We start from the raw sequence: 22,996 nt of genomic DNA on the forward strand, positions 1-22,996 counted from the left end.
AAATTACTACATGGAGTGTTATATGACAGGAAATGATATACGCAGAAAATTTCTTGAATATTTTAAAAAACATGATCACCGGATTGTAAGGAGCTCATCCCTGGTTCCTCAGGATGATCCCACGCTACTTTTTGTGAATGCCGGAATGGTCCAGTTCAAGCGCGCTTTCTTGGGGGAGGAAAACCGCGGATATCTGAGGGCGACCACTTCCCAAAAATGTGTACGTGCCGGAGGGAAACATAACGACTTGGAAAATGTGGGCTATACTGCCAGGCATCACACTTTTTTCGAAATGCTGGGTAATTTTTCATTTGGTGATTATTTCAAGGAAAAAGCACTGGAATATGGCTGGGATCTTTTAGTGAACGGATACGGGCTTCCGGAAGATAAACTGTGGGTTTCGATTTACCTGGATGATGATGAAGCCAACGATTTGTGGCAAAAACACATCGGCGTTCCGGAAGAAAGAATTGTACGATTCGGGGAGGAAGACAACTTCTGGGCTATGGGTGATACCGGGCCGTGCGGGCCATGCAGTGAAATACACCTGGATAGGGGAGAGGCATTCGGTTGCGGCAGACCTGAGTGCAAGTTAGGCTGTGAATGTGACAGATATCTTGAAATATGGAACCTGGTTTTCATGCAGTTCAACCGGGATGCCGACGGAAAAATGACACCCCTTCCGAAACCGAGCATTGACACAGGTCTGGGGTTGGAGCGTATGGTTTCCATCATTCAGGATGTACCGACAAATTATGACACAGACCTTATGATGCCCATTATGCAAAAGGCCCAGGACCTTTCCCACCATAAATTGGGAGAATCAAAAGAAGCGGATGTGGCCATAAAAGTCATTGCGGACCACAGCAGGGCGGCGGCTTTTTTGATTGGTGACGGGGTATTTCCTTCCAATGAAGGGAGAGGCTATGTGCTGCGCCGAATCATGCGAAGGGCGATCAGATATGGGAGAAATATCGGCCTGACAAAGCCCTTTCTTCATGAAACTGCGTCTGTGGTGTTTGATATCATGAAAGACGCATATCCAGAACTTAACGATGCTTCGGCTTTTATCACCAACGTGATAAAAAACGAAGAGACACGGTTTTCGGAGACTTTAGATCACGGACTGATGTTGTTAAACGATACCCTATCTGAAATAAAGGCAAAAGGCGGAAATGAGGTCCCTGGGGATATTATGTTTAAGCTGTATGACACTTACGGGTTTCCGGTGGATATCGTGAGAGATGTGGTCAGGGATGAAAAAATGACTCTGGATATGAAGGGATTTGACAAAGCCATGGATAACCAGCGCGCCATGTCCCGTTCTGTCGCTACATTTTCCGGAATTGGTGATGCGTATAAAAAACTTTCAGCGCAGGGGATAAAGATTGAATTTACCGGTTATAAAAACCACATTTATGACTCCAGGGTTCTTCTCTTGGTTGAAGACGGTAATGAAGTAAATCAGGCGTTGGCAGAAAGCAATATCGAAATTGTCACCGAAGCCACGCCTTTTTACGGAGAAGCCGGAGGGCAGGCGGGAGATACCGGAGTGATAACCGGAAAGGATCTTGAAATAAAGGTTTCCAATACCATAAAAGATCCCACCGGGTTGGTGATTCACCAGGGAAAAATCGTTTCCGGAAAGATAAAAACGGGTGAAACCGTCACCCTGAGCGTGGATAAAGATAAGCGAAAATCCACCGAATGCAGTCACACCGCTACTCATATACTCCATGCGGTCCTTCGCAAGGTCTTAGGGGATCATGTCAAACAGGCCGGTTCCCTTGTCGCTCCGGGGAGACTCCGTTTTGATTTCAGCCACTTCGCTATAATTGATCCCCGGACATTGGATAAGATTGAATCCCTGGTTAACCAACGGATACGAGAAAACATACCGGCTCACACTGAAGAGATGGATGCGGAAGAGGCATTTAAAACCGGTGCCACCGCACTTTTTGAAGAAAAATATGGTGACCGGGTCCGGGTGGTTTCCCTTGACGATTTCAGTAAGGAACTCTGTGGTGGCACCCATACCGAAAAAACCGGCAATATCGGGCTGTTTAAAATCTTAGGAGAATCAAGCGTTGCTTCAGGGGTAAGACGGATTGAGGCTTTGACCGGGAAGGCCGCCGTAGAATATGTACAGGAGAATATGAAAATTGTCCGGGATACGGCACGGCTGGTCAAAGAAAAGCCGGAAGTTATTCCAACAAGAATAGAGAAATTACTGGCCGACCAGAAAGCGCTGGTAAAAGAGATTGAAAAGCTAAAAGCACAAATGGCAGCCATATCTGCAGAAGATACCAAACAAGAGATCAAAACCATAAACGACATTCAGGTTCTGGTAAAAAAGGTTGCGGTGGATAGCCCCGCCGCATTAAGAGAGCTGGCTGACAGGTTCAAAGAGAAGATAAAGTCCGGCATTGTTGTTTTAGGAAGTGTTGCCGGCTCAAAGGTGCTCCTGATTGTGGTGGTTTCAAAGGATCTTGCTGGGCGCTACCATGCAGGCAATATTGTAAAACAGGTCGCAGCCGTGGTCGGTGGTGGAGGCGGTGGGCGGCCTGACATGGCCCAAGCCGGCGGAACCAAGCCGGAAAAACTGGATGCCGCTCTTGATAAGGCCTATGGGGTGGTTGAGACAATATCCGGGCTATAGAAGAATTTACGGCAGCTGGCGCTGTGGAAAAATCGATTTAGCCAGCAGACCGTTAATGGGTGTTTTTTTATATGTGATGTCCTGACAGCTTTTTGTATGAAGGAGGAAGAGATGTTTAAACGTATCATTGTTGCAGTCGATGGTTCTGAACATAGCAACCGTGCATTAAGCTGCGCAAAGGAACTGGCTGAACGCTTTGAAGCAAGTCTCTGGCTCGTCCATGCCTATCCCCAAACGTCGGATTTACGCAGTTATGACCAATTTGAAAAACTTGTTGCCCGGCGAAAAAAGGAAGGACAGTCTATTTTAGACCAAGCCCGTAAAATTATAGGTGAAATTAATAGTGAAATCAATGAAACGTTGCTTGAAGGACCGGAAGCAGAAGCGATTCTTTCCGTGGCTGAAATCCAAAAGATCGATTTGATTCTAATGGGTACTCGCGGGCTGGGCTCTTTCGAAGGCATACTGGTGGGGAGTGTTAGCCAAAAGGTGACCTATCATTCGTTTTGCCCGGTCATGCTTGTGCCTTAAATAAAGGGGCTTATCCAACCGTTATAAGGTAAACATTTCCATGAAAAAACCCACTTCCCGTTCCGATAAGTATGACGTCATTATTGTCGGAGGAGGCCCTGCCGGTCTGTTTGCGGCATACTATCTGTGCGAAAATTCAGATTGCCGGGTGCTGCTGATCGAAAAGGGCAAGGTTCCCGGAAAACGCCAATGCCCGATTAGCCAAACCCGGCATTGTATCAAATGTAAACCGTGCAATATCCTTTCCGGCATCGGAGGTGCCGGTCTGTTCTCAGACGGCAAACTTAATTACATCTGCAAGCTGGGAAAAACCGATTTAACGCAATTCATGTCTCTTCCGCAGGCCCGTGCAATTATTGACGAGACGGAAATGGTTTTCAACCGATTCGGCATGGATGGCCCGGTATATCCGTCCGATATGCAGGCGGCGCTAAGAATTCGCAAGCTGGCAAAGACCCACGGGATCGATTTACTTATTATCAAACAAAAACATCTGGGCAGTGACTGTCTGCCGGATCACATCACGGCCATGAGCGATTATATCAAATCGAAACAGGTGGTCATTCACACATCGGAGGAGGTCAAGGATGTGCGAGTCGACCATGAAAAGGTCAAGGGAGTCGTTACCAACCGCAAAACCTATGCCACCAACAATGTTATTCTGGCACCGGGCAGAGTGGGTGCAAGCTGGATCAGCGGTCTTGCCGAAAAACACGGAATCGGTTTGAAACAGCGTGGTATCGAAGTCGGTGTGCGGGTGGAGGTCCATAATGATATTATGCAAGATGTTTGTGACATCATTTACGATCCAACTTTTTTTATTCAGACCGCTAAATACGACGATCAAACCAGGACATTTTGTACCAATAAAGGCGGCTTTGTCACCCAGGAAAACTACAACAAGTTTGTTTGCGTCAACGGCCACGCCTATCACAACAAAAAGTCGGAAAACACCAATTTTGCCCTTTTGTCAAAGGTGGTGCTTACTGAACCGGTGACCGACAACCAGGCTTACGGCGAATCCATCGGCAGTCTGGCTTCATTAATCGGAGGTGGCAAACCGATTTTACAGCGGTTTGGTGATTTAAAACGCGGCAGGCGCAGTACCTGGAACCGGGTACACAAGGGTTACATTGAACCGAGTCTGAAGGGCGTGGTTTGCGGCGATATTGCCATGGGGCTGCCCGAACGGATTCTGACTAACATTATTGAAGGCCTGGAAAAGCTGAATCCCGTTATTCCAGGTGTTTCCAACGATGAAACCCTTTTGTATGCACCGGAAATCAAATTCTTTGCTACCCAGATTGAAACCAATGGAAACCTGGAAACCAAAATAAAGGGCATGTATGTGGCCGGAGACGGTCCCGGAGTAGCCGGAAACATCGTATCCGCCAGTGCCACCGGCCTGATTCCCGCCAAAGCGATCATCGCCGGCAGATAAATTTCCTCACCATACAGACGATACACCGATCATTTTCCCCAGCGTGGCTTTACAATTTTAAGTAATAGCGGTTCCAGGGGGTTGACATCTTTGAATTAAGTCACATAGTTAGTTGAGAGATCGGGGCGTTTTTCAATCTCTACTCAGTTCGTCCGGAGAAGCGCCCATTTGCCCGTATCCGCCTTAACAATCATTTCGGGAAACCGGCGTTCGGTCCGCCTAGGCGGACTGAGATTCAATTCGAACCAGCCCCAAGGGACAGAACCCCACGGCAGCGTTGGTCGTCTCTGCCGGTATGGATTTAACTGAGAAGATAGGGGGCGTGTACAGAGTGCCGGACTTATTTGTTAAGGCCGATACGGGCAAATGGGCGCTTCTCCGGACGAACCTCTATCAAACATTAAATCACAAACGGTTCACCAAACAGGCCATTGATAAGAAACTCCCCGATCAGTTAGTTAACAGTATACAATATAGGCATTCCATAACCAACAGAAACTATAATCATTTCGAGGAGAATTCATGAAGACCAAAAAACAAACCCATCAATTTAAAACCGAAGTTCAGCAGATGCTTAACCTTATTATCAATTCGTTATATTCTGATAAGGATATTTTTTTGCGCGAGTTGATCTCCAATGCTTCTGATGCAATTGACAAGATGAAGTTCAAGGCTCAAACCGACCCGGACATCCTGGGCGATGACGCGGAATTTAAGATCAAGCTGCGTCCAGACGGTATTGCGCAGACCTTTGAGATTTCGGATAACGGGATCGGCATGACCTATGAAGAAGTGATGGAAAATATAGGGACTATTGCCAAAAGCGGAACAGGCGATTTTTTAAAGGCTCTGGAACAGGCCCAGAGCAAGGATGCGCTCACACCGGAGTTGATCGGGCAATTCGGTGTCGGTTTTTACAGTGCTTTTATGGTGGCAGATAAAGTCACCATCATTACGCGGTCGGCTGAATCGGAAAGCGGAGTTCGCTGGGAGTCGACCGGCGACGGAGGCTTTACCGTTGAAGAGGTAAAGAAAGAAGCTCGCGGTACCACCGTTATCCTTGATTTAAAGAAAAAGAAAGATGATGAAACAGATTATACCGATCAATGGGTGGTGCGCAACATTGTCCGCCGGAATTCAGATTTTGTGGCCTATCCAATTGTCATGGATGTGGAAAAAGATGAGGACATTCCTGAAAAGGAACTCATAAAGGACAAAGATGGAAAGCCCGTGGGAAAAACCACCCGGAAAGTGATCCGCGAAGAAACATTAAACTCCATGAAGGCCATCTGGGCCCAGCCAAAAGATCAGGTGACAGACGAAGAGTATGAAGAGTTTTACAAGCATCTGTCACATGACTGGAATCCACCGTTAGAGCGGTTGCATTTAAAATTTGAAGGAACCACCGAGTACAATGCATTACTCTATATCCCTTCCAAGGCTCCCTTTGATTTGTTTCAGCTTGAGCGCAAGCACGGTATTCAGTTATACTGCAAGCGGGTCTTTATCATGGATGACTGCAAAGAGTTGATGCCGGAATATCTGCGTTTTGTTAAAGGGGTGGTGGATGCATCCGATTTAAACCTGAATGTGAGTCGTGAAATTCTACAGCATGATCGTTTGGTGGTGAACATTCGCAATAACCTGGTAAAAAAGGTACTTGAGCTGCTCGCCAAAATGGATGCTGAAAAATATGATCCATTTTACAATAAATTCGGTTCCGTTATAAAAGAAGGCATTCACACCGAACCGGGCAGGCGGGAAAAAATTGCTGCCTTGGCCCGTTACAAAACCACGAAATCAGACGGCAAATGGGTCTCACTGGATCAATATATTAAAAACATGCCGCCCGATCAAAAAGAAATTTATTTCATTACCGGAGACAATACATCCACCTTGGCCAACAGCCCCCATTTGGAGAAACTAAAGTCCAAGAATTATGAAGTCCTGCTCATGAGCGATCCGGTGGACGAATGGGTGGTGCAGTCTTTGACCGAATACGATGGTAAACCGCTCAAAAGCGCTGAAAAGGGCGATCTTGACCTTGAAAAAATCGATGACAAGCAAAAAGAGGAGTTTACTTCCCTGTTTAGCTTCATCAAAGCCCAGCTCGAATCAAAAATCAAGGAAGTCAAACCCTCTTCCAGGCTCAAGGATTCAGTGGCATGCCTTTCCGGTGAAGCATCCGACATGAGTGCCTATATGGAAAAGATCCTGAAATCATCCGGTCAGAAGCAACCGGAGGTAAAAAGAGTGCTGGAGTTAAACATGAATCACCCGGTGATGACCAAATTCAAAACCCTCTATGAAACCGAACGTAACCACTCATCTCTGAAGGATTACAGTCAATTGCTTTACGATATTGCCACCATCAGTGAAGGCGGCAAACTGGAAAATCCATCACATTTTTCAAAAACGGTCGGTGAACTAATGGTGGCTTCGCTGGATTCGGCGGGAAACTGAATCAAATAACCACAGCTTTGGACTGCCATTGACGGATTAACCCACAAAGTGAATAAATTAAACGGTTGGAGGCTAAAATGATTCTTTCATCGTCATTAATATGGTTTTTTGTCGGGGTGGCATTTTTGATTGCCGAGTTAGTATTGCCGGGGATAATTTTGATTTTTTTTGCTGCCGGCAGTTGGATGGCGGCAGTGGCTACATGGATATTTGATATTGAATTAACCAACCAAATATTAATATTTTTAGTGTCATCATTAACGCTGCTCTTTACTTTACGGAAGTACAGTTTGAAAATATTCAAAGGAAAAACCCGCGATAGTGTTGATGATCACTATACGGATTCCAAGATAGGGAAAACAGCGCTTGTTACCAAAACAATAGCTCCCAATATACCTGGTGAAATAAAAGTGATGGGGAGTTTTTGGAGAGCTATTGCGGATATGGAAATTGAAGAGGGGCGATCTGTTTTGATAGAAAGTCAACAGTCCGAGGACGGACTCACTTTTAAGGTTAAACCTGTATAAGGAGGGAAGAATGAATGAGTCATTGATTATTGTAGGTGTGTTAGCTGTTATTGTTATTGTTCTGTTAATTAAAACAGCCGTTGTGGTACCGCAACGATCGGAATTCATTGTCGAACGACTCGGCAAGTACAGCAAATCTCTTAGCGCAGGCTTCCATATTCTCATCCCTTTCCTTGATAAAGTTGCCTACAAGCGTACCCTTAAGGAAGAGGTGATGGACATCCCTTCACAGGATTGCATTACCACCGACAATGTATCTGTTTCCGTTGATGGTATTTTATATCTACAGGTAATCGACAGCAAGCTGTCCTGTTACGGAATCGATGACTATAGGGTTGCGGCAAGCCAGCTGGCCCAAACATCACTGCGTTCAGTGGTTGGCAAAATTGAACTTGACAGAACATTTGAAGAAAGGGAAAGTCTAAACCAGCAAGTTGTGTATGCAATTGATGAAGCAGCTCAGAATTGGGGAGTTAAGGTTTTGCGTTATGAGATTAAGGATATCACTCCGCCGAAAACTGTAATGGATGCAATGGAAAAACAGATGAAAGCTGAGCGAGAGAAACGTGCGGCCATTGCAACGTCAGAAGGTGATAGACAATCCCGCATAAACCGTGCCGAAGGGTTAAAGAAAGAAGCAATCGAGGTATCAGAAGGTGAGAAACAAAGGCGTATAAATGAAGCGGAAGGACAGGCAAAGGAAATCGAAGTCGTTGCCCAGGCAACGGCCGAGGGTATTAAGAAAATTGCTGAATCGTTAAGTCTGGCCGGCGGTGAAACAGCTGCGAATTTAAGGGTCGCTGAAAAATATATCGCCGAGTTCGGAAAACTGGCCCAAGAAAATAATACCATGATCATCCCCGCAAACATGGGGGATGTTTCAGCGATGGTTGCAACGGTGATGTCTGTGCTCGGACAGGCAAAACAAGGAAGTGAAACCCAGGCTGTGTGAGGCTATTTTTAACGCCAGGGACCCTGCCGAGGCAAGGTCCCTGGCGGTTATTCCCGCTCAAAGTCCGTGATCTTTGTTTTAAGAGTGGAAAATATTTTTCCGCAGAATTTAAATTTCCTTATCTTTACCGGTTTTTGATAATTGCTTCAATATGTTCTCAAGTTTTTGCAGTTCTCTTCCATATCCTGCCCAGTCTCCTTTCCGCAGGTAATCCTTGGCATTGTTGTAGTATTTCAGGGCCAGGGCTCCAAGATCAGATATCTTCCCTGTTTCGGGTATGATTGGGGATACCTCTCTTTTATGGGTGGACACGGCTCCTAAAACCTGGCTCAATGCGGCTTCAAGTGTTTCCTCCATGGCAACCCGATTGCCTATGGCTGCAATCACCCTTTTTAGTTCGGGCAGGGCTGCAGTTCTTGCAATCTCCTTTGCAGGTTGTCTTCCCTGTTGTCTCCGGCCAGCTGATTGGCCCTGAGCTGAAGCAGAGGTTTGTTGCTCCTCTTGTTTTGCTTCCAAATAAATAGGCTCTACATAGATGAAAGAGTCGCCCACCGGGATGGCTAAAAGATTACCCCTGATGACCCTGGATCCACGCTGGCCCCAGAGGCTGAGTTCACGAGATATTTCCGTTTGTTGATCGATTCTGGCCTCAATCTGCATGGGACCGTATGCAAGTTTATCTTTGGAAAGTTTATAAACCAGAAGGTTGCCGTAGTGGGGAAGGTCGCTTCTGGCTGCCAGCCAGCCAATCATGTTGTCCTTCTTGGAAGGGGTATAGGGGAGCATCAAAAGAAATTCCTCTTTATCCTCTTTTGGCAGTTTTACGATGATATAGTAAGGTTTCATCTTCTGCCGGTTGTCACCGTACATCTCATACGGAGGTTCCCACAGGTCTTCCTGATTGTAAAATACCTGGGCATCCTGCATGTGGTAGGTGGCATATGTGTTTACCTGGATATCAAATAGATCATAGGGGTACCGGATGTGTTTTTTCAGGTCTGCGGGCATCTCATCAAAGGGCTTAAACAGAGCGGGAAATATCTTGGAGTAGGTCTTGAGAATGGGATCTTTCTCGTCAATCATGTAGTATGCCACATTCCCGTTATAGGCATCTATGATCACCTTAACGGAATTTCTTATGTAGTTGATCCTCCTGTTCATGAAAGGACTCTTTAACCGTTTGGAATAGGGATACATGTTGGAGATGGTATAAGCGTCCTGAATCCAGAAGAGCTTCCCTCCAGAGATCACCATGTACGGATCGGTATCGTATGCAAGGAACGGGGCGATGGCTTGCACCCTCCGGCGGATGCGGCGATTGAACATGATCCTGCTTTCAGGTCCCAGATATGTGGTGAGCAGTATCTGCGGATCCATAAATTCAATGGCAAAGAGGAGCCTTCTCATAAAGGAATTGATGGGAACACCGCCTTTTCCCTGGTAAGTGGCATAAACGTTCTTGTCTCCTTTGGGAAAATCGAACTCCTTGGCACTTGTTTTTGTCAGGACATATTCATTTGTTTTTTCACCATAATAAATTTCGGGGCGGTCTATGTTCAGATTCACGCCAACAGATGGGGGGAGGTCTTTAATCATGAGTTGCGGAAGGCCTTCCGGGGTGACTTTGTTGACAGGGCTCATGGCCAGTCCGTAGCCATGGGTGTAAATCAGGTGCATGTTGACCCAGGTCTTTGCCTGGGGTGGAAGCTGGTCTACCACCAGTTCCCGTGCGGCCAGCATAACCTGACGATATTGTTGGTTAATCAGATAACGGTCAACGTCCACATTGTTAAAATCGTAGTATAGCCTGATGGATTGAATTTGTTTGTAGGTTTGAAGTAGAGGTCTTTCGTCCCATATCCTGATGTTCTGAATGGTGGCATCATGATCTTTAATTTCTTCAGAGCTCAGGCTGTCATTGACCTCAAAATCGACCTCTTTAATATGGTTCAGGTTGTACGCCTTACGGGTATAATCAATGTTATAGGAGATGAAGGGTGATTCTTTAGCCAACTCATTGGGTTTAACCACAATTTTTTGCACCAGTACCGGAAGACCACCGGCCAGGATTAAAATAACGCCCAACCATATTATGCCGCTGATAACGAGCATCTTCATCCTTGGTTTGAATACGTTATATATGATAAACAGAACCCATAGAAAAGATATCACCATCAAAGCCTTGTAAACCGGGATCTTGACGTGGATATCCGTGTAGCTGGCCCCAAAGGCGGGGCCTTGGGTGGAATAGAGAAGACCATAGATCTTTAGATAAAAGCCCCAGGCGATAAGCAGGACCACGATCGCACCGAGCACCAGAAGGTGTTTAACGACCTTCGGCGAAATTTTAATTTTGGGTATACCGGTGGGTTTGTTTTCTGTCAGAAGAAATTCACCGATGATCTGAAGCCCGCCGTTTTTTAAATACCAGACGGCGGTCACAAGTCCGGCAAACAGAAACAGGACAAGCAACTCTTCCTGGGCAAACATATAAAAAGGAAGCGAGAACACATAGAAGCCGATATCTTTGTTAAATAAAGGATCATTGAGGCCGAAGGGTTGCTGGTTTAGATAACTAAGTACCATGTTCCAGCTAGCAGAGCCGCTTGACGCAATAACAAAACTAACGATTAGAATGGCGGCCAGGATAATCGTGTTCAAGGTTTTGCCGGATAGAGGCATTCCAGCGATTTCTGTGGGTCCCTGCACGCTCACAGGATGAAAACACTGTGCAGTGTAAAGATTGACGGACAGCATAATGATTAAAAGAAGCCAGATTATTGTGGCAAGCCCGAATTTACCCAGCACCATGGTCCAGAATACGGGGGCGAAGTTAAGATTTTGAAACCATAACCAGTTGGGATATATAGAGATAACCGCCCATAGCAGGACCAGTGGCAGAAGGCCTAGTAAGATCGTTATATTCTTCATTTTCATAATGTTAGACTCCAAGGTATAAGGTTGGCAAAAAAGCATCAAAGATTTATCTGGGAGGCGATAATAGGACTTAGCAATATATAATGCAAGTGTTAAAACAGAGAGTGTTTTTAAAAAGTCTTACATGGAGGTCAAGGTCGGGATTACTGGGTCTTTCTTTCACAAACGTTATTTAACGAATTATCACAAATCATTAGACTTAAACAACTTACTGGTATATAAACTGAGCGGTCGGGGAGTTTTTCAATCTCTACTCAGTTGGTCCGGGGAAGCGCCCATTGGCCCGTATCAGACTTAACAATCATTTCGAGAAACTGGCGTACGGTCCGCCTGAGGTGAACTGAGATTCGATTTGTACCAGCCCCAAGGGACAGAACCCCACGGAAGCGTTGATCGTCTCTGCCTGTATGGGTTTTACTGAGAAGATAGGGGGCGTGTACAGATGTCGGACTTATTTGTTAAGTCTGATACGGGCCAATGGGCGCTTCCTCGGACCAACCATTCACAATCATTAAAACGCAAACTGTTCACAAAAAAGGCTATTGATAAGAAACTTCCCGACACCTCATATAAACTTGTTAAGCCGGGACGAGACCAAAGCCGCACCCGGATATTTTATAAGGGAGGAGATGGTGTCTATTCGTTCATTTGTCTTTTATACTGTCCTGTTGATCATGTTGCTGACCGGCTGTTTTGGTCCCTGTAAAGTCCCGTTGGAAGTGCTCAAATATGAATCATCTCCAACCAGAAACAAAAATCTCATTGTCTTTCTGCGTGGGATGGGCGGTACCCTGAATTGTGTTTTTGACGGCCATCAATGCTTCGAGAAGGAAGGATTCGTCGAAGCCGTTCGGATAAGGGGGCTTGGCTATGATATGGTCGCACCCAATGCCCATTTTGGCTACTATAACGATCGCACTCTCATGACCCGGATAGAAGAGGATATTATTCAGCCGGCAAAGGCAAACAAATATGAAAAAATCTGGCTGGTGGGGGCATCCATGGGAGGGCTTGGATCAATGCTATACTTGAAAGAACACACGGAAAATATAGACGGCGTTCTTCTGCTTGGACCTTTTTTAGGCGAAAAATTTATTATTGATGAAATATACTCCGCCGGTGGGATAGATCAATGGGAACCGGGAGATTACGATGAACAAGACGACTGGCAGCGCATGCTCTGGCACTGGTTGAAAGAATACAACCGGCCCGGCAACATTCATCCACCGATATATCTGGGCATCGGGAAAGAGGATTTTTATTATCGGGCCCAAAAGCTGCTGGCATCCTCCCTTTCTTCCGGGCATGTAATCGAAGTAAATGGAAAGCATCGTTTTTCAACCTTTAAACGCATTTGGGATATCTTTCTTGATAGACAGATACTGAAATAATAAACAGTTTAGACGATACTGTTTCTAATCAATATTCTGTGATCCAAGAGATGATAGACAAACCGACCATAAAACGATAGCACATAAAAAAAGCCGATAGAGGATTTCTTTTAATAGTTATTGAGATTCAAGTGAAATACTGGAGGGATAATATGTCTTTGCAAAAACTAAATGATGCCTTACAACTGGAATTGGACGGCCTGTATAAAACCGGAAGTGCAAAAGGCAAGGAAATGGTGATCACCGGAGTAAAACCTGCCGACGATAATAAAGGTCCAAGATATTATGTGGAAGGCGAGGGAGACAAAGAGTTTCTGAAAATGAACGCTAACTCTTATCTGGGGATGTCGCTGCGAAAAGATGTAATCGAAGAGGAGGAAAAAGCAGCCAAGAAATTCGGTGTCGGCCCCGGTGCCGTTCGTTTCATAAGCGGCACGTATAAAGCGCATACCGTGTTGGAAGAGAGGCTGGCAAAATTCCACCAACGGGAAGCGGGTATGATATTTTCCTCGGCTTATGTGACCAGTTTGGGTGTGCTGTTTCCGCTTATAACCAAGGATACCGTGTTAATAAGCGATGAGCTGAATCATAACTGTATCATTATTGCGATTCGGCTTTCCAGGCCGGCGGTCAAAGGCATATACCGGCACAATGATATGAGTGACTTTGAAAAAAAAATTTCCCAAAATATCGGGAAAGGCAAACGGGTCATTGCGATTACAGATGGCATTTTCAGCATGAGGGGCGATCATGCTCCTTTGGATAAATTTGTACGGATTTGCCAAAAGTACAACGATAAATTTGAAGAGGGGATTATTTCCATTATAGACGATTCTCACGGTGTCGGCGCTTTTGGAAAGACCGGAAGAGGAACGGAAGAATACTGCGGCACCACGGTAGATATCGTTATCGGTACGCTGGGTAAGAGTTTTGGCGTGAACGGTGGATACGTGGTGGCCTCAAAGCAAATTATTGAGTATCTTCGGGAAAAGGCGCCCATGTATATTTACTCAAACCCGATTACAGTTTCAGAAGCCTCGGCCGCTCTTAAGGCGCTAGAAATTCTCGACAGTACGGAGGGGCTTAAAATTTTGGAGCATCTTCGCAATATGACCAAGAGGTTTGAAAACGGCCTGAAAGAAGCGGGCTATGAAACCATTGAAGGAGAACATCCGGTGGTCCCCATCATGGTCCGGGATACAAAAAAGACATCCCGACTGGTAGAATGTTTGATTGAAAACGGAATACTGGCCACCGGGTTGAATTACCCGGTCGTTCCCAAAGGTGATGAAGAAATCAGAATCCAGATTTCAGCCAGTCATACCAAATATGATATCGACTATGCCATTGGGGTATTGAAGAAGTTCAAAGCGAAACAATAGACCAGCCAACGGTGTGTAAAGAAAAATACCTGGGTTTAAATTTATTATAGCTTGCAAAATTGTCCGACCCCTATGGCCGGTCAGGGGTTTGGCCGATTGAAATCACACCCCTTTCAACACATCAATCATGGTAAACACCTTTCCCGCAGCTCCTTCTCCTATTTTGTTAGACAGGTAAAGGACGGCATCAAGGGTGCCCTGGGCATAGATGTCCCTGCCGTTCACGTTATGGGTGAATTGGAAACGGACGGTTTGGTCTTGGGAAACAAGAGTGTAGGTGTGCCAGCCGTGTCCGGCCAGATACTTTTGGGGAATGCCCCAAACCGTTTGCTGGGTTTCAGGATTACGTTCCTTGATGATATCGTCTTCTGAATAAGGGGTTCCCAACGCATTAAAATAACCGGTCATGGCCCTGGCCGTGCCGCTTGTATCTGCTTTCCCTTTTTGGTGACTTTCCTTAATGGAAAGTGAATATCCTTTGAAAAGATCGGGGAATGTGTTTGATGCATACTCCATCATGGCCTGAAATCCGACGATCTGTTTGGCCATATTGGGAGCAATGACAGCGGCAATTGACGATGAGTTTACCGTATCTTCAAGCAGCTTTCGGTCACCACCCGTTGTTCCCATAACAAAAGGGAGGGCGATTTTGCAGTAAAATTCGGCATTGCGGTTAACGGCGGTTGGATGGGTGTAATCGATGCTGATAAAAGATGTGTATTGCTCCAATACCTCAGTTATTTTTTTTTCGCGTAGTTCCGGCCTGATGAGTTGTACCACGGATGTTTCTACCTCATGTTCGGCAATCGTTATTTCAGGGCCGGTGAGTGAATACGGAATAAGTTGGAGTTTGGGGTCGGACAGGACATGCTTTGCCACCGCCTGTGCCATATTTCCCGGAATACCGTTTACCATTACTTTGATTGGGTTCATTTTAAACCTCCTTAAAGCTTTTTAAAATGGGACACGGATGAATACGGATTACACAGATATATTTTTTTATTTATCGGAAAAAGGAAGTTCAAGCATGACTTCAATCTGGGAAATTCCATACAAATGTGTGTCCTAATTTCAAAGGGTTGGTGTATCATTTATATTTTCTTAACCATTGATGTTAGCTTTGGCAATTTAGGGTTGCCAATTGAAAAAAGATTCTTTTTTAAAGTTTCAACCGCTTTGGGGATATAGTTGGCAAAATAGGCTTTATGTTTGACTTGGCTGAGATATCCAAAAGCACCCAGTATCTGGAGGTTTCGCGTCAGCGAGCAATATTTGAAACAACTGCGAAATGTGTCGGTATCAAAATCAACACGAGATATCAGCTTTTCAAGACAATACTCAAGGAGTCGATTTTGAATAGAGCAGGGGAGACTTACATATGGATCGATAAGGAGTGATGCAAGATCATACTCGATGGGTCCCAGACGTCCCCCCTGAAAATCGATAAAATAGCAATTTTCATTTTTTACCATAACGTTGCGTGACTGCAAATCTCTGTGCATAAAACCATTATATGATGAGACAAGCGCGTGGTCGGCCAGGAGTGAAAACTCATCTGTTAGATCTTCAAAATTTGCATGGATACCAAGGTATCCGGTTAAAAATGCTTCGACAAAGTAACGGCATTCCTTTTGCATGATTAGGTTTTTATCATAAATGTCAGACTGATATGTCCAAGACAAATCAAAACCGGTCGAACCTGACACAGACAGGTCAATCAAATGGTTTATCACCGATTTATAAAGGGAAAAGATGACTTTCGGGTTTTCTGCTTTTTGGACCAGTGCTTGAAGGTTTATATCTCCCAAGTCTTCCACAAAAACCAGGCCGGAAAATGTATCGTACAGATGTATGTTTGGAACCGGTAGGTTCGCCTTATGCAGGTGACGGCCTATGGCGGCAAAAGAGTCCACTTCGCATGCCTCATTGCTTTCCCTGATGCCGTGATCTGCCATGACCAGTGATTTGCTTCCCGCAGTCAGTCGATACCACTTTCTCTCAGAGCCGTCACCTTTCAATTTCGTTTGCTTAATTTTGTGGGGCCGGTTGGGGGGAAATGCCCTTTTAAACGCTTCAGGCGCCATTATATCAAAAACCGCCTGCTGATAACCGGCTGGTGTCCCGATATCCTGCCAGTAGTCTTTTGCTGATATGAACCCTTTTATTTTTTTGCCCAGGGATATCATCTTTTTATAGGCGTCAATGATGCTGGAAAAAACATGGTCCGGTATGAAATCAAAAACCTCGGGATCAATCACCTGAATACCGGTAAAAGTCATAAGATCTCTGGATGGTGTAGAAGATTCCTTTGCAAAATCGATGATAAATCCGTTTTTATTGAGTGAAACAGAGTTGAAGAAATGGTTATCACAAAGAACCAGGGTGACCGGATATGTATGATTTAAATGATAGTCATATACCTTTTTAAGATCAATATCGGTCACAATATCACTGTTAACCACCATAAATGGTTGGTTACCGACAAAATCGATTACATTTTTTATGCCCCCGCCCGTTCCAAGAATTGCCGGCTCGTAGCGTGTATAAATGGGTATGCTGTATTCTATTTTCCTGATAAATGATTCAACCTTTTGATGCAGATGATGGGTATTGATGATAATTGCGGTTGATCCCGCATGCATCAGTTTGCGTATGATAATATCGAGCAAGGGTTGTCCGGCAACCGGAAACAGAGGTTTGGGTGTTTTTTCGGTATAGGGGAGAAGCCGCGTACCCATTCCGGCGGCCAGTATCATAGATTTCATAGTTACAGATGATTCATATATTGTTGCAGTACATCGGCATAGTAATCAATTTGTTCATTATCATCGGAGCCTTTGACTCTATGAGTGGTGAAAAATTCGATGGCGTTTTGATAGGTGACTTTTGAAAGGGCTTCCTTCCGTTCGATTACCCTGCTTTTATACATACGATTTCCACTTGCCTCGATTTTTTTCAGGCGTTCTTTAGCATTTATTGCATTTTTAGGATGTTGCATGAGAAAGTTTAATACAATCAGGTACGACTCAAAATAGGTTTTGAGGAAATTGGAATAAAGTTTCAATTTCCTGAAACCGGCCGAGGTCAAATGATAGGTATCCGGTAAGGTCTGATGGGGCACGAGCATGGCGTCATCAATAAATGTCTTGATGCTTTTTCGCACGAAGTATTCCGGTGTCAGGTTAATATCGTAGGCGAATTCGTTCTTGAAGAATTCCTGGAGAAAAGCATACCCGGAGTGAAGCTCTGAGGCGGAAAATTGAAATGCATCCATTTTAAGGATTTCAATTGCAGTAAAGGCGGCCGGTATAAAAAAGGCGATGCAGTTGTTTTTATAATATTCAAGTCCCGGTCTCTTGTTTTCATTGATCACATATTCGGTTTCTAAATAGCGATTTTCATTTTCCTTTGAAATCGGTTCAATGAATTTACTTTGGACATAGGAATCAAGAGCATGCCCGACAGCATGGCCGTGATCTTGAACAAGGGTATCGGCCAATCTGGCATCTTGGGTATGAAGGTAATTGATATATGTTTCCACATTCGATTTTAAGGCATTATAAGAAAATTTCTTAGACGGGTAGTTTAAAATAGCACTCGCCACAAGACCGTACGAAGTCACCACCGTCACCTCGTTTATGGAGTTAATTATCCGGTGTCCCAGATTTCGGCAGAACGCATTCTTTTCTTTGGATTTCATATCGTTAAGCGAAGAACCGGATTGTGATAAAAGGTCATTTAACGAGATGGGATCGTGAAACTGAATGTATATTTTTCCATACCGATTTTTTAGAAACTTTCTTGCCTTGATCACCTGCAGGAAATTTTCCTTTTCCTTTTGTCTTCCTTCGAGTTCATCAATATACGCGGTCTCTTCAATCACACGGTCATATCCGATGTAGATCGGTACAAATATCATATCCTCGCAGGCTTTGTTTTTATATGCATCAAGTAAAATGGATAAAAGCCCCAGCTTGGGCATGATTAGCTTACCTGTGCGGCTTCGGCCGCCTTCGATAAAGAATTCGATGTTAAAACCTTCCTGGAGCAGTTTATGGATATACTCGGCAAACACTCTGGCATAGAGTACGGCTCCCCTGAAAGTTCGCCTGATAAAAAAAGCACCCCCACCACGAAAAAGAGGACCCATGGGCCAGAATGAAAGGTTTTTTCCTGCAGCAATGTGCGGGCATGGCATGTTACTGTGATACAGAAAATATGACAGAATCAGGTAGTCAATATGGCTTTTGTGATTAGGGATGAGTATCAGCGGCCCTTTTTGGGACATGGTCTTTATCCTGGCCAGGTCATCCGTATTCACGATGACATCTTCAAACATGGTTCTTAGAAACCAACCGACGATAACTTCTGCGATTTTAATTAAGCCTGGGCTGTATTTGGCCGCAATTTCATCAAGATATGCATCAGCCTTCCGGCGAACTTCGCGCAAGGGAATATGTCGGGATTTGGAATGACTTGCCATGAATTGTTGAAAACGATCGTTTGTCAGGATGCTTTCTTTCAATTCTTCGCTCGATTTCAGAACCGGCCCGGTGATGCTACGGCGATGGCGATTGAATTGAACCAGAAGACTGCGTCTCAAGGATAAAGACTGGTGATCAATGTCCCGGTCTTGGTTTTGTGGGTTTTTAAGAAATTGTATCAGGTTTACCGGTTCGGATGTTTCTACAAAGACTTTACCCGGGCTCCTAAAAAGAGTTGCCAGACGTCTGATTTTTCCGGGTTTATCTTCAGGTCCGAAGAGAATGTCGGTAATTGTCGGTTGTGATCGATGGGGATTTTTGCCAAAGAACATCAATTGTGGAACAATATATATGGGGCGGTCGATCGATTTTTGCATTTCGATAAGATATTGGACGGGATCTGTCTTTGCTTTGACAAAGCGGCGGTAAAAACCTTTTTTTTCAACTATGGATAAAAAACCGGTACGACCGCTTATTAATTCGCTTTTTATGTACCCGCTGTTATAAGGATCGGGCCATGCCATGTTTTTAAAAAAGAAATCAAAGTGCGCCAGCAGTATTTTAAATATTCGGGCAACCGGTTGCCACAGGATAACCTTGTAGTCAAAACCAATTTCAGGATAAGGCAGGCCGTAAAGCTTGTAGCGGGTATGATAAAAAAGATAGTCGAATTTACTTTTATGTTTGGTTGCATAAACAATAATGGCATCTTCGGGGATTTCCTCAATGGCGGAAGACTGGTTCTTTCTCACTTTTACCCCGGAGAAAAAAAGTTTAAGTATGGAGGATGAAAAGCCGGAATTACCCGGAAAGAAACAGCTAAAGTGGTTGTCTGTTCCTTCTAAAATATGATTGATTCGCTCTCTTAATTTCATAATGATTAACTTGTGTTTGGTGTCTGTTTGAAATCAGAGTATTGATTTTTTCCATCACAGAGTCAGTTTCGAAATTGGACATTCTGAAATTGGCTCTCATTTTATTTGGCTTATGAAGCTATCAAACTACTGCCCTGTTTGCAATATTTTCTTTATTTCCCCTGCGCAATTTGACTTGTATTAGAAAATGTGCTGTGTTAACTACCAAATGTCCCGGTTCCTAACAAAACCATATGTGCCCACTTCGATGTCAAAGAATACAGTAATATATAATTATATTAAGTAGATAAAATTATAAACTCCGTACCTCTGAAGCAATTTCGACTTTTTACCAATGCAGCGAATTATCGGCTTGAAAAAATGGTGGTCAGGTCTTAATTTATCACTTCTAACGCACTAAAAAACGAAAAAACAAAGGAGGGTGATATAAATGAAAACGTTAATTGGTGGCGCTGTGGCAGCGGCATTGGGTCTGATCGGGCTGGTGATCTGGTGGGGATCGTTTTTAATGGTTTTAAAAGGAACCATACCGATCATGCTTTTGTTAGGGGGTGGTCTAGCCATATATCTTGGGCTTGATGAGCTCAAAGACTCGTGGAAAGAAGAAGCTGCTGATACCGATTCAGTTGAACAGGGCGAGGATGTCCAAAAATACAAAAAAGAAATCAATGATCTGAAAGAAGAAATAGAGACGCTAAAAAAAGATTAGGGATTGAAGAGCGTCCATTGAGGACTTGAGGAGCACCACCGCGTGGCTTAAAGAGATACCTTCTGCTGCATGCTTCAAGTAAAGCGCTCATCGAGCAAAGCGCTCTTCCATCAATCACCTATGTTCTCCCTTTTTTTTGCTTTACACGGTGCCTTCTCAAGGCGAGGAGGGGTATTTTTATAGCGTTACTTTTTTATGTTGTTTTTTATCGCTGAAGTTGCCAGAAAATCCGCCCGTTCATTCTCCGCATGACCGGCATGGCCTTTCACCTTGATCAGTTTTAAGTCTTTGAATTTTACTATGGTATCTCTGATAGCCTTTACAAGGTCCGGATTCCTTTTTGCTTTCCAACCTAAAGAGAGTACCCCGTGTGCATAACTGCTGTCAGTGAAAATTCTCACCGGTATATCGGTCTTTTTCAGCTCTGCAAGTCCTATCTTTATGGCTTTAAGCTCTGCAATATTATTGGTGGCAATACCGATATATTTTGATATTTCCTTTTGGTGTTCGCCATACTTCAGCAGTACACCCACTCCGGAGGGGCCCGGATTTCCGGCGGAAGCGCCGTCTGTAAAGATGCAAACCGCACCAGGTGGGATGGGTGCTTCAAAGGGTTTACTTTTGCCCTTTATTTTTGCAGCCGGTTTTTTTTCGCCTGTTTTTTGGGTGGGTTTGCTATCCAGGGGTCTGACGTTTTGTTGGTGAACCCAGTACTGGTAATCTTGTTTAATCTGGTATTTTATCAGTACCTTACCACTTTTAACTATCGGCTTTTTTGATTCGTCCGTCGCCACCCAAACCTTATTTTGCTTAAACCACATCCGCTTCCATCCGGCTTCATTTATATTGGCTTCATGCATTTATAATCCTTTTTTGTCGTAATTACTCAGCCTGTCCATCTGAGCAGCTCTCCTATTTATACAGATGAAACTTCCTGCTCACCTTTTTAAAATCATCAAGTTTATTCTTCCACGATTTTTCTATTTTATCTAATTGATCAAGGCGTTCGACACCAAGGCGGATATCTCTGTCCCCAATGATAAGGTCGATTGGCTTTTTGTGGTACTCATATTCGTAAGGCGGGTGAGCGAATTCAAACCGGTCCTGGTGGCAGGCAATAACCGCCTGAAGAAGCCTTAACGTGGTGATATAAGGTCTGTATTTGTTCGGATTGGTGATGTGAAGCTGGAAACCTGCACATGATTGATTTTTCCATTTGTTGGATGTGGGTTCAAAAAAGGTTTGTCTGAGAAATCCACCCGGAACTTTATTTCCCTTAAGCGTTGTAAGAACACTTTCTGTATCGATAAATGGGGCACCGAAAAGTTCAAAGGGCTGGGTTGTTCCTCTTCCTTCGGAGATGTTGGTTCCCTCCCATAGTACCTGACCTGGATACACCATGGCGGAAACCGGTGTGGGAAGATTGGGGGAGGGAGGAATCCAGGGAAGGCCCGTGTGGGTAAAATACATGGCTCGGTTCCATTGTTTCATTGGGATGACTTCCAGGTCGCATCCGATACCGAAATGGCTGTTAAATAAAAGTGCCAGTTCACCGATGGTTAATCCGTGGCGCATGGGTATGGGATATCGACCGACAAAGGAGGCATAATCCATGGATAAGCAATTGCCTTCAACCGTCATACCGTTAATCGGATTTGGCCGATCCAAAACAATCACTTTTTTGTCGAAGCTTTTTGCAGCTTCCAGACAATAAGACAGGGTATAAATAAAGGTATACACACGGGTACCCGCATCCTGCAGGTCAACGATAAGAACGTCTATCGGTTCAAGCATTTTTGGGGTGGGTTTTCGTGTTTTCCCATATAAACTAAAGACAGGAACCTTTGATATCGGGTCGGTTATATCGACGGATTCGATCATGTTATCCTGCTTTTCAGCAAAGAAGCCGTGCTGGGGTGAATACAACGCTTTCAACTGTCCGGGAAAGCGAATATTGATGAGATCGCGTGCATGGGACAGTTGCCTGTCCACCGATGCCGGATTGCTTAAAAGCCCCAGCCGTTTTCCCCGAATCCATTTGGGAGATGTTTTAATAAACCTTTCGAGTCCGATTTGTACGGTATCCATTTTTATCTTCCTGAAAGCCGACAAGTGGTGGATGGTATTGTAAAAAGCTCCATCTACTGATTTGCAGCTGTTTTCAACCATCCGGCATCCGACGGGTATTTCCTTATCTATAAAAAATAACCGTGCCTTGAATAGAGAACTTTATAGTTGACCCACGGTGATACGTTTCACCGGACCATTGGTAATTAAAGGAAAACGAAATCTATTTACAAGCACTACGGTAGAGTCAATTTAGGACAGTATAAACCAGTTGAACAATATAAATCAAGAGATCAAGTTCGGCAGACGCATCTTAGCTATAATAGATAGATAAATTGCCTGGCGGTGTTATAATATTCTACACGCATGCGGGTAAAATGTCGAGAATGATCTGCTGGATTACATCTTTAACCTGAGGTCATTCCTGGATTTTTTCATTGACAAATAGCCACTATTTTTGTTCATTAGTGTCCGGTTAAAATTTTATAAAAGCTTCTAACTAATTAATATAATACGATTTAGTGACGATATCAAGAGGGATCGATTTGAAATCAGCTTATTAGGCCTGATATTCCTTT

At 44.3% G+C, this 22,996-nt stretch carries 15 protein-coding genes; 9 read left to right on the top strand and 6 right to left on the bottom strand.

Features of this window, described 5'->3' with window-relative positions; genetic code table 11:
* The first annotated feature begins 22 nt into the window (after window positions 1-22).
* From alaS to SWH54_05930, 6 genes are all read left to right on the top strand, one after another.
* The gene (gene alaS / locus SWH54_05905) at window positions 23-2,659 is read left to right on the top strand and encodes an alanine--tRNA ligase (protein ID MDY6790786.1); all 2,637 of its coding nucleotides are present in this window, start codon (window positions 23-25) and stop codon (window positions 2,657-2,659) included.
* A 111-nt stretch (window positions 2,660-2,770) separates the two neighbouring features.
* Window positions 2,771-3,190: a universal stress protein gene (locus tag SWH54_05910; GenBank protein MDY6790787.1), complete on the top strand. Its 420-nt coding sequence runs from the start codon at window positions 2,771-2,773 to the stop codon at window positions 3,188-3,190.
* A 40-nt stretch (window positions 3,191-3,230) separates the two neighbouring features.
* Window positions 3,231-4,631, top strand: a complete 1,401-nt coding sequence (locus SWH54_05915; protein MDY6790788.1) for an NAD(P)/FAD-dependent oxidoreductase — start codon at window positions 3,231-3,233, stop codon at window positions 4,629-4,631.
* A gap of 522 nt (window positions 4,632-5,153) precedes the next feature.
* On the top strand, window positions 5,154-7,094 hold the full coding sequence (gene htpG / locus SWH54_05920) for a molecular chaperone HtpG (protein MDY6790789.1): 1,941 nt from the start codon (window positions 5,154-5,156) through the stop codon (window positions 7,092-7,094).
* 77 nt (window positions 7,095-7,171) lie between these two features.
* Window positions 7,172-7,621: an NfeD family protein gene (locus SWH54_05925; protein ID MDY6790790.1), complete on the top strand. Its 450-nt coding sequence runs from the start codon at window positions 7,172-7,174 to the stop codon at window positions 7,619-7,621.
* A gap of 10 nt (window positions 7,622-7,631) precedes the next feature.
* The gene (locus tag SWH54_05930) at window positions 7,632-8,573 is read left to right on the top strand and encodes a stomatin-like protein (protein MDY6790791.1); all 942 of its coding nucleotides are present in this window, start codon (window positions 7,632-7,634) and stop codon (window positions 8,571-8,573) included.
* 108 nt (window positions 8,574-8,681) lie between these two features.
* On the opposite strand, the gene SWH54_05935 is transcribed toward SWH54_05930, so the two are convergent.
* On the bottom strand, window positions 8,682-11,510 hold the full coding sequence (locus SWH54_05935; protein ID MDY6790792.1) for a UPF0182 family protein: 2,829 nt from the start codon (window positions 11,508-11,510) through the stop codon (window positions 8,682-8,684).
* 629 nt (window positions 11,511-12,139) lie between these two features.
* On the opposite strand from SWH54_05935, the gene SWH54_05940 reads away from it, so the two are divergent.
* Entirely contained in the window at window positions 12,140-12,901 is a 762-nt protein-coding gene (locus SWH54_05940; GenBank protein ID MDY6790793.1) for an alpha/beta fold hydrolase, read from the top strand.
* Between the two features lie 152 nt (window positions 12,902-13,053).
* Window positions 13,054-14,283: an aminotransferase class I/II-fold pyridoxal phosphate-dependent enzyme gene (locus tag SWH54_05945; protein ID MDY6790794.1), complete on the top strand. Its 1,230-nt coding sequence runs from the start codon at window positions 13,054-13,056 to the stop codon at window positions 14,281-14,283.
* Between the two features lie 102 nt (window positions 14,284-14,385).
* Here SWH54_05945 and dapB read toward each other — a convergent pair whose 3' ends face one another.
* From dapB to SWH54_05960, 3 genes are all read right to left on the bottom strand, one after another.
* The gene (gene dapB, locus SWH54_05950) at window positions 14,386-15,216 is read right to left on the bottom strand and encodes a dihydrodipicolinate reductase (protein MDY6790795.1); all 831 of its coding nucleotides are present in this window, start codon (window positions 15,214-15,216) and stop codon (window positions 14,386-14,388) included.
* 158 nt (window positions 15,217-15,374) lie between these two features.
* Window positions 15,375-17,048: a sugar phosphate nucleotidyltransferase gene (locus tag SWH54_05955; GenBank protein MDY6790796.1), complete on the bottom strand. Its 1,674-nt coding sequence runs from the start codon at window positions 17,046-17,048 to the stop codon at window positions 15,375-15,377.
* Window positions 17,049-17,050: 2 nt separating this feature from the next.
* Complete coding sequence (locus SWH54_05960) at window positions 17,051-19,642, bottom strand: 1-acyl-sn-glycerol-3-phosphate acyltransferase (protein ID MDY6790797.1); 2,592 nt, start codon at window positions 19,640-19,642, stop codon at window positions 17,051-17,053.
* Window positions 19,643-20,072: 430 nt separating this feature from the next.
* Between SWH54_05960 and SWH54_05965 the strand changes: the two genes are divergently transcribed.
* Window positions 20,073-20,351, top strand: coding sequence for a hypothetical protein (locus tag SWH54_05965; GenBank protein ID MDY6790798.1), 279 nt, complete (start codon window positions 20,073-20,075; stop codon window positions 20,349-20,351).
* Window positions 20,352-20,536: 185 nt separating this feature from the next.
* Here the strand turns inward: SWH54_05965 and SWH54_05970 are convergent, their stop codons facing one another.
* Both SWH54_05970 and SWH54_05975 read right to left on the bottom strand, forming a co-directional pair.
* Window positions 20,537-21,211 carry a ribonuclease H gene (locus SWH54_05970; protein ID MDY6790799.1) on the bottom strand — a complete coding sequence of 225 codons (675 nt, stop codon included), beginning with the start codon at window positions 21,209-21,211 and terminating at the stop codon, window positions 20,537-20,539.
* Window positions 21,212-21,263: 52 nt separating this feature from the next.
* The gene (locus tag SWH54_05975; protein ID MDY6790800.1) at window positions 21,264-22,439 is read right to left on the bottom strand and encodes a DUF1343 domain-containing protein; all 1,176 of its coding nucleotides are present in this window, start codon (window positions 22,437-22,439) and stop codon (window positions 21,264-21,266) included.
* Window positions 22,440-22,996 lie beyond the last annotated feature (557 nt).

It is taken from the genome of Thermodesulfobacteriota bacterium (assembly GCA_034189135.1).
Lineage (GTDB): Bacteria > Desulfobacterota > Desulfobacteria > Desulfobacterales > JAUWMJ01 > JAUWMJ01.

Excerpts from the sequence above, each read along its gene's own strand:
- SWH54_05960 (MDY6790797.1), bottom strand. The coding sequence starts at position 19,642 with ATGAAATTAAGAGAGCGAATCAATCATATTTTAGAAGGAACAGACAAC.
- dapB (MDY6790795.1), bottom strand. The coding sequence starts at position 15,216 with ATGAACCCAATCAAAGTAATGGTAAACGGTATTCCGGGAAATATGGCA.
- alaS (MDY6790786.1), top strand. The coding sequence starts at position 23 with ATGACAGGAAATGATATACGCAGAAAATTTCTTGAATATTTTAAAAAA.
- htpG (MDY6790789.1), top strand. The coding sequence starts at position 5,154 with ATGAAGACCAAAAAACAAACCCATCAATTTAAAACCGAAGTTCAGCAG.
- SWH54_05925 (MDY6790790.1), top strand. The coding sequence starts at position 7,172 with ATGATTCTTTCATCGTCATTAATATGGTTTTTTGTCGGGGTGGCATTT.
- SWH54_05955 (MDY6790796.1), bottom strand. The coding sequence starts at position 17,048 with ATGAAATCTATGATACTGGCCGCCGGAATGGGTACGCGGCTTCTCCCC.
- SWH54_05970 (MDY6790799.1), bottom strand. The coding sequence starts at position 21,211 with ATGCATGAAGCCAATATAAATGAAGCCGGATGGAAGCGGATGTGGTTT.
- SWH54_05975 (MDY6790800.1), bottom strand. The coding sequence starts at position 22,439 with ATGGATACCGTACAAATCGGACTCGAAAGGTTTATTAAAACATCTCCC.
- SWH54_05915 (MDY6790788.1), top strand. The coding sequence starts at position 3,231 with ATGAAAAAACCCACTTCCCGTTCCGATAAGTATGACGTCATTATTGTC.
- SWH54_05965 (MDY6790798.1), top strand. The coding sequence starts at position 20,073 with ATGAAAACGTTAATTGGTGGCGCTGTGGCAGCGGCATTGGGTCTGATC.
- SWH54_05930 (MDY6790791.1), top strand. The coding sequence starts at position 7,632 with ATGAATGAGTCATTGATTATTGTAGGTGTGTTAGCTGTTATTGTTATT.
- SWH54_05910 (MDY6790787.1), top strand. The coding sequence starts at position 2,771 with ATGTTTAAACGTATCATTGTTGCAGTCGATGGTTCTGAACATAGCAAC.
- SWH54_05935 (MDY6790792.1), bottom strand. The coding sequence starts at position 11,510 with ATGAAAATGAAGAATATAACGATCTTACTAGGCCTTCTGCCACTGGTC.
- SWH54_05940 (MDY6790793.1), top strand. The coding sequence starts at position 12,140 with ATGGTGTCTATTCGTTCATTTGTCTTTTATACTGTCCTGTTGATCATG.
- SWH54_05945 (MDY6790794.1), top strand. The coding sequence starts at position 13,054 with ATGTCTTTGCAAAAACTAAATGATGCCTTACAACTGGAATTGGACGGC.